The sequence below is a fragment of the Paracoccus isoporae genome (genome assembly GCF_900101865.1).
Taxonomy (GTDB): domain Bacteria; phylum Pseudomonadota; class Alphaproteobacteria; order Rhodobacterales; family Rhodobacteraceae; genus Paracoccus; species Paracoccus isoporae.
This window is the reverse complement of the sequence record NZ_FNAH01000016.1, coordinates 20,734-27,919: the sequence shown is the minus strand read 5'-3', so window position 1 is coordinate 27,919 and position 7,186 is coordinate 20,734. Positions and strand designations below refer to the sequence as shown.

At 60.0% G+C, this 7,186-nt stretch carries 7 protein-coding genes; 1 reads left to right on the top strand and 6 read right to left on the bottom strand.

The features are described 5' to 3' along the window. A partial coding sequence (locus BLT73_RS17710) for a helix-turn-helix domain-containing protein (RefSeq protein ID WP_245727240.1) occupies positions 1-149 on the bottom strand: 149 nt, incomplete at its 3' end. 84 nt (positions 150-233) lie between these two features. Between BLT73_RS17710 and BLT73_RS17420 the strand changes: the two genes are divergently transcribed. Continuing rightward, positions 234-401 carry a hypothetical protein gene (locus tag BLT73_RS17420; protein ID WP_176805190.1) on the top strand — a complete coding sequence of 56 codons (168 nt, stop codon included), beginning with the start codon at positions 234-236 and terminating at the stop codon, positions 399-401. A 510-nt stretch (positions 402-911) separates the two neighbouring features. On the opposite strand, the gene BLT73_RS16295 is transcribed toward BLT73_RS17420, so the two are convergent. From BLT73_RS16295 to BLT73_RS16275, 5 genes are all read right to left on the bottom strand, one after another. Then, positions 912-2,945 carry an oxidoreductase gene (locus BLT73_RS16295; protein ID WP_090525596.1) on the bottom strand — a complete coding sequence of 678 codons (2,034 nt, stop codon included), beginning with the start codon at positions 2,943-2,945 and terminating at the stop codon, positions 912-914. Between the two features lie 43 nt (positions 2,946-2,988). After that, positions 2,989-4,284 carry a TRAP transporter large permease gene (locus BLT73_RS16290; protein WP_090525594.1) on the bottom strand — a complete coding sequence of 432 codons (1,296 nt, stop codon included), beginning with the start codon at positions 4,282-4,284 and terminating at the stop codon, positions 2,989-2,991. An 89-nt stretch (positions 4,285-4,373) separates the two neighbouring features. Beyond that, complete coding sequence (locus BLT73_RS16285) at positions 4,374-4,922, bottom strand: TRAP transporter small permease (protein WP_090525592.1); 549 nt, start codon at positions 4,920-4,922, stop codon at positions 4,374-4,376. Next, complete coding sequence (gene dctP, locus BLT73_RS16280; RefSeq protein ID WP_218132565.1) at positions 4,922-5,941, bottom strand: TRAP transporter substrate-binding protein DctP; 1,020 nt, start codon at positions 5,939-5,941, stop codon at positions 4,922-4,924. Before dctP ends, BLT73_RS16285 begins: the two co-directional genes overlap by 1 nt. A 239-nt stretch (positions 5,942-6,180) precedes the next feature. After that, positions 6,181-7,158 (bottom strand): LysR substrate-binding domain-containing protein, encoded by a 978-nt coding sequence (locus BLT73_RS16275; protein ID WP_090525590.1) that lies wholly within the window; start codon positions 7,156-7,158, stop codon positions 6,181-6,183. Between the last annotated feature and the right edge of the window lie 28 nt (positions 7,159-7,186).

The window sequence follows — 7,186 nt, the reverse complement described above, 5'->3', positions numbered from 1 at the left end:
GCATGCCCTTTTGTCCTGATCGCACGCAACCATCGCGATCCGGTCGCCGCTGATAACTGCAACCGCGCCGCCGCAGCCCGACCGCTGAAACCTTTTTCAATCAATCGCTGGAAACGAACCCGAAGTGCCGCGGGCAAAGGTGCTGACATGACCAATCCTCCCTGATCGGAGGGAATCACGATCAAAGCTTGAGCGAAAGCCCAAACGATTCAGGGTTTGGACGAAAAGCTCTAGTGATCAACGAATATGGAATCGAGCTGAAGAGCGTTCTGATGAATGACCTCTCACACGGCGGAAAATTCGATGATCCCCCACCCAAGGCCGACGACATCGTCGAGGCCTCAAAGGAGGCTATTGCAGTTGTCGAGCGGTTTGCTGGCGGGCAGCTCAAGTGGCTGTAGCGGATCGAATTGATCATTCGATCCGGGCCTTTTGAAGGGCCGCCGTGTCCTGTTTAGCTACCATCTGGTGATCATGATCCGAGCACGAAGAAAGGTCCTACATCAACGCCACATCAACCCGCGACTGCTGGCTTCGCGCCTGTTTTGCGCTTGAATCCGTGCCAATGCCGACCGGTGCAGTAACGGAAATCGGGTCAAATCAAAGGTTTGCGCCGCAACCGATTGATATTGCTAACTTATTGAAATTTCGGGGCTATGGGCTCATAACCTGAAGGTCGTAGGCAAGCAGACTCATGCGAATGAGCGAGATAGGCCGCATTGTGTGAAACAGTGTCCAAATCCTACCCCCGCAACCAAAAAATCAAACGTGGCACATCGATAGCATCGCGGTACGATAGTACCCTCGTGCTTTTGTCACTCTGCGTCCAAGCCACATAAACCTGGAATGGGGAGCATTGAGGCACAATTGTGGAATGCCAACGGCGTGATCCAGCCGAAAAGTCCACTTTATCAAAAATCTTTCAACAGCCGCATCGCATCGTAGATCGCAGCATGGATGTTGCGGCTGGCTACGGCGTCGCCGACACGGAACAGCGTGAAACGTCCTTCCTGGTTCGAGACGATGTCCTGTGTCCGATGATCTAATAATGCTTTCTGGCCGATCTCTCCGAGATTCCGCGAATCTGCTCTGAGCGAGAAATAGAGATCGTCAAACGGCATGACACCGTTCTCGATGACGATCTGGTCCGCTTCCTTCTTCACGTAATCCTTGCTGTAATCGTCGTAGAAGACGGCATGAAGACGGTTCCCCGATTTCTCGATCGCTTCCAGCCTTAGATTGAGCGTCACCTTTGCTCCGGCCTGGCCAAGGGCGCGAAAATAGGCCGGATAGCTCGTGCCGCCGATCTCTGTTGCGAGGCTGCGTTCCGGCGTGACGATTTCGACGGCAGCATTCTGGCCGATCAGCGCCTCGGCGGTGGTCATTGAGGCGTGGGTGCCCTGATCGTCAAACAGGATCACCTCACGCGCAGGCCTGACGGCGCCGGAGAGGATGTCCCAGGAACTCGTGGCGAGCTCTGAGCCACTGTCGAGGAAGCCGAGATCCGGCATCCCCCCGGTCGCCACGACGACAAGGTCTGGATCCTCGGCGAGGACATCGTCGGGCTCCGCGTAGTGGTCGTAGATGAAGCGCACGCCGAATTTTTCGCATTCGGCAAGGCGCCAATCGACAATGCCGATGATCTCGCGACGTCGTTTCAGGGAGGCTGCGAGGAGGATCTGCCCGCCGGCGCGCGGTGCCGCCTCGAAGACGACGACCTCATGGCCGCGCTCGCCGGCAATTCTCGCCGCCTCCAGTCCGCCGGGACCGGCTCCGATCACCACGACCTTGCGGCGCTGCGGTGCTTTTTCCAGGACATGCGGAATGGTCGCTTCGCGGCCGGTGGCTGCGTTATGGATGCAGGCTGCGACACCGGCATAGATGGAATCGATACAGTATCCCATGCCCACGCAGGGCCGGATCCGATCCTCTTCCCCGCGGCTGATTTTTTCCATGATGTGCGGATCGGCGATATGCGCGCGAGTCATGCCGACCATATCCAGCTTGCCGCTTTCGATGGCGTGGCGTGCCGTGGCGACATCCTGGACGCGGGCAGCATGAAACACCGGCATGCCCGTCTGCGCGCGGATGTTCCCCGAAAAATCCAGGTGCGGCGCCGAGGGCGAGCCCATGTTCGGGATCAGCTTGCTGACTCCCTCATGCGTATCCGTGTGCCCCCGGATGACATTGAGGAAATCGAGCAATCCGGTCGCGGTCATCTTCTTGGCGATTTCCAGCCCCTCTTCTGGGCCGAAGCCGCGCTTGAAGTCTTCGTCGCAGGTGAGCCGGGCACCGACCAGAAAATCCGGCCCGACGCGGTCGCGGATTGCCTGGCAGACCTCGATTCCGAAGCGCAGCCGGTTATCGAGCGAGCCGCCATATTCATCGTCGCGGAAATTGGTCGCAGGGGACCAGAACTGGTCGATCAGATGGCCGTAGCACTGCACCTCCAGCCCGTCCAGGCCCGCCGCCTTAACGCGTTCGGCGGCATCGGCATAGTCGTTGATGACCCGGCGAATATCCCAATCTTCCATCGCCTTGGCGTAGGCGCGATGTGTCGCCTCGCGCGTGTGAGACGGCGCGATTATCGGCAGCCAATCTTCGCGGTCCCAGTTGTTGCGCCGACCGAGATGCGTGATCTGGATCATCACGGCGGCCCCGTGTTCGTGAACATCATCGGCCAGCTCGGACATCCAGCGGACGACCTCGTCGCGATAAAGGATGATATTTCCGAAAGATGGCGGACTGTCCGGCGACACGACGGCGGACCCGCCGATCATGGTCATTCCGATTCCACCGCGAGCCTTTTCGGAATGGTAGAGGCGATAGCGCGTCTTCGGCATCCCGTCTTCCGTATAGGCGGGCTCATGCGCCGTCGAGAGCATCCGGTTGCGGATCCGCAGATGCTTGAGTTGCAGGGGTTGAAACAGCGGGTCGTTGGACATGATAGATTCCCAAGGCAAAGATCTGGGGAGCGCTCAGGCGCCGCTACAGGTAGCCAAGCGCGCGCGGCAGGAACAGCGACAGGCCGGGCCAGAATGTGACCGCGATCTGAACCGGCAGAGCGGTGAAGAAGATCAGTTGAAGTGCGGGCTTGGTCACGCGGGACATGCCCACATTCCCGACCCGGCAGCTAAGGAAGAGGATCGGCGCCATCGGCGGCGTGTTGCACCCGATCACCACGCTCATGCCGATGATCGCGGCGAAATGAACCGGCTCCACACCGATCTCCGTCATCACCGGCAGAAGCAGCGGGCCGGTAATGGCGATAATCGACACATCATCCATGATCATGCCAAGCGCGATCAGGAACAGGTTGACGGCGACCAGGATCGCGGTGGGTGACTCGAAGATCTCGAACAGGAATCCGGTCATCTCCTGCGGGATGCGCTCCATCGTGAAAATGCGGCTCGCGATGAAGGAAAAGACCAGGATCACCATGATAACCCCCGTGGTGGCGGCGGCCTGCACCACGCAGTCAAACAGCCCCTTGAGGTCGAGGTCGCGATAGATGAACATCCCGACCGGAATGGCATAGACAAGTGCAATGGCGGCAGCTTCGGTCGGCGTGAAAAAGCCCCCATAGATGCCGCCGAGGATGATGACCGGCATCATCAGCGCCGGCAGCGCCTTCCAGCCTGCCGAGCCGACATTCTGCCAGCGATCCGCGACCGGCACGGTTTGCTCCGGCCGCTCACCACCCATGCGAATGCGGATGGCGTTGTAGATAATCAGCAGGATCATCAGCAAAATTCCGGGCCCGACCGTCGCCAGAAAGCACGCTGTCACCGACTGGCGCGTCACAACGGCGAACAGGATCATCGTGATGCTGGGCGGGATCAGCAGCCCCAGCAGGGATGAGGCGCCGAGCAGGGCGGCCACGTAGCCGCGGTCGTAGCCATGCCGCTCCATCGGATCGACCATGATCCGGCCGATCGCGGCAACCGCGGCGGAGGCGGTGCCGGAAATCGCGCCGAAGATGGCACATGCGACGATCATCGACGCGCCCATGCCGCTTTTCGAGTTGCCGACCAGGGCTTCCACGAAATCGATCAGCCGCCGTGCGAGGCCGCCGGTCTGAAGCACGTAGCCCGTCATGATGAAGAGCGGCAAAGCCAGAAGGATCACCGAGTTGACGGCCCAGAACCCTGTCGTCATCAGGCTTGAGATCTCGATTCCGTAGATCAGCGACAGCGCCAGAGTCATGGCGGCGAAGGAAAAGACGACCGGGACGCCCAGAAACATCAGGACGACGACGACCAGTATCGCGACAAGAGCACCCATCAGTCATTCCTCCGGTTAAGGGGAGAGCCTGCGCCACCGCGACGGACGGCGCCGCAGCTCAGTTGGCGTGGAGAAGCCTGAACCTGGTGTCAGTCCGCCTCGCGAGCGCCGAGCAACACCAGAAGATCGCGCAGAAAATCCCGGCTGAGATAGATGATGAACAGGCAGGCGCCGAACATCAGGCTGGCTTGCGACACGACCCACGGGATACCGAAGACCGGTGTTCCCTGTCTCTTGTCGAGACCCCAACTGACCAGGTCCAAACTCCATACGAGGATGAACACGGCCATCATCAGCGAGAGCGCCGTTGCGAAAAGCTGCACGGCCTGTGCCGCCTTGCCGTCGCCAAGCAGCATCGGCAGAAAATCCGCCGAGAGATGCGAGCGTTCGCTGGACGCCAGTCCGGCGCCCAGTAGGTAGAACCACATCGCGGCCAGCAGGACCAACTCCTCCAGGCCGAACACGGGTGAGCCGACCACGCTGCGGAAAAACACACCCGCCGCGAAGGCGAACGCGATCAGCAGTCCCAGGGCAACGACGATCGGTCGGATGGCTGTCGTGACCCAATGATCGAAGCGGTCGATCAGCGTGAGTACGCGCTGGATCGCGCCCGAGCCGGGCCGGGTATCAATGGCCATCAGCCACCAACCTGCACATTGCTGCGCACAACGTCCATGATCTCTGACCCGAACGCGTCTTCGGCTTCCGGCCAGACCTGCTCCTGGACCACCGCAGCCCAGCCATCGAGCTCCTCATCGGTCGGCTGGATGTACTCCATCCCGCCATCCTGGGCGATCTGGATCCACTCCGCGTCGAATTCCTGGGCGCCTTCGTAACGCTGATCGATCACCTCGCGCGCTGCCGTCGCAACGATCTCCTGATCCTCAGCGTCAAGCGCGTTCCAGCGGTCGAGGCTCATCATCAGGGATGAGTAGGAGAAATTGTGGCGGGTATGGACGTAATAGTCCAACTGATCGCCGAAATATTCGTAGTCCCAGTAGATGATGTTGCCCGCATCGCCCGCGACCACGCCGGTCTGGATCGAGGTGTAGACCTCGTTCCAGTCGATCGGAACGGCCTGATACCCCATCGCCTTCAGCGTCTGCGGATTGGGAAAGGTCGGGATCGCCCTGACCTTGAGATTGAGCGCCTGCGCATCCTCGTGATTGGTGGCGTAGGAACCTTTCGTCGCGATCCCCCCGAAGCCGTCAGGATAGACGCCAAAGAATTTCACGCCGATATCTTCGAGGATCGGTTCGACAAGTTGCTGCATCCAGCCGTCAGGCGAATAGGCGGCTCTCGCCTCATCCCAATCCGTGATCAGATAGGGCAATGACATGACGCCGACCCGCTCGTCGTAGGAACTCTGCGGCAGTTCGAGCACCATGTCGATATTGCCACGCACCATCTGATCGAACACCTCCTGCTGGCCGCCCAGTTCGCCCTGGAAAAAGGTTTCACCGGTGATCCGCCCGTCGGAGAGTTCCGACATCCGGTCGGCCCACATCTGGATCGACATGCCCTGCGGGGAACTTGCGTCCCCCGAAGTGCTGACCATGCGAAATGTCATTTCGTCATCGCTTGCGAGGGCTGCAAGCGGCATCCCGGCAAGCGCGAATGCCGCGAGGGCAGAGATGTTCCGGTGTGCCTTGACCATGTGTTCCTCCCCTGAACTGGTCGTCTTTCTGGTGCTGATCCGATCCTTGATGTGTTGGGTTCGCCTTGAAGACTGATCAAAGCCGGGTCAGCACAGTTGTGCCGATGGCCTCCCGTGTGACGGTTTCCGCCAGCAAGTGCTCCCCATTGCTGTCGTCGCTCTGTCATCGGATACCCCATGCTGTCCGAGAAAAATTCCGCGTTCAAACAGCAATAACTTGGCGCTTGCCTTAGAATTATTTATGGACGGCGCGCGTGATGCCGGAACCAGTCGAGTATTCCGGTGATCGCGGGATCGTCGAAACTCTCCTGCGCACACAGGAAATGATATGCAAATGGACCTTTGCGGGGTTTGAAGGGCAGCACCACGAGATCGCCCCGGTCAATGAGATGCCGGGCGATGACGTTCCGCACGACGCCGATACCGCCGGTGGCGATGATCGCTTGCAGGGTCGTGCTCGCATCGCTGAAATAATGGCCATGCTCGAAATCCTCGGGGACACCGCCATTCTCTTCAATCAGAACCCGCCAATCATTTTGCGCGGTGTCGTGCTGGAAAGGCAGCCCCGAAAGATCGGAGATATCGCGCGTCTCGCGCAGTTCCTTCGGCAGGCTGGCCGCGCCGACCAGCATGAACTGCTCACCGAACAGCCGTTCTTCGTAGACGCCCTGCGTCCCGCCGGGGCCCCAGCGAATGGCGATATCGGTTGCGCCGCGGCCAAGTTCGGCCAACGCGACCGACGCCACCACGATCAGGTCGACATTCGGATTGTTCCGAGAGAAATCGCCGATCCGGCTCGCGAACCAGGTTGATGCGAAAGACGGCAAAAGACTGAGCGCCACGGAAACGCGATTCTCCCCGGACACCAGGGCGTGAACGCTGTTGCAGAGATGATCGAGGACCATCTCAACGTCTTTTGCCAGCGCCTGACCGCCCGCCGTGAGCACCAGCCTGTTGTTTTTCCGGATGAAGAGATCCAGGCCGAGACGCTGTTCGAGCAGTTTTACCTGCTGGCTGACGGCGGACTGCGTGAGGTTGAGTTCTTCGGATGCGCGCGTGAAACTCAGATGCCGCGCTGCTGTCTCGAATGCCACGAGCGTCTGCATGGGTGGCAGTTCGCCGTGCGAATAGCGGCGCAGATTATCGGGCATCTCGAGGCGCACAAGGCGATCCGTGTCCAGCGTATCGAGTTGCCTGGCGCGCAGGGAGCGTTTCATCGGTGTCCTCGCAGATCACATCCGGTGG

Excerpts from the sequence above, each read along its gene's own strand:
- BLT73_RS16285 (WP_090525592.1), bottom strand. The coding sequence starts at position 4,922 with ATGGCCATTGATACCCGGCCCGGCTCGGGCGCGATCCAGCGCGTACTC.
- dctP (WP_218132565.1), bottom strand. The coding sequence starts at position 5,941 with ATGGTCAAGGCACACCGGAACATCTCTGCCCTCGCGGCATTCGCGCTT.
- BLT73_RS16290 (WP_090525594.1), bottom strand. The coding sequence starts at position 4,284 with ATGGGTGCTCTTGTCGCGATACTGGTCGTCGTCGTCCTGATGTTTCTG.
- BLT73_RS16275 (WP_090525590.1), bottom strand. The coding sequence starts at position 7,158 with ATGAAACGCTCCCTGCGCGCCAGGCAACTCGATACGCTGGACACGGAT.
- BLT73_RS16295 (WP_090525596.1), bottom strand. The coding sequence starts at position 2,945 with ATGTCCAACGACCCGCTGTTTCAACCCCTGCAACTCAAGCATCTGCGG.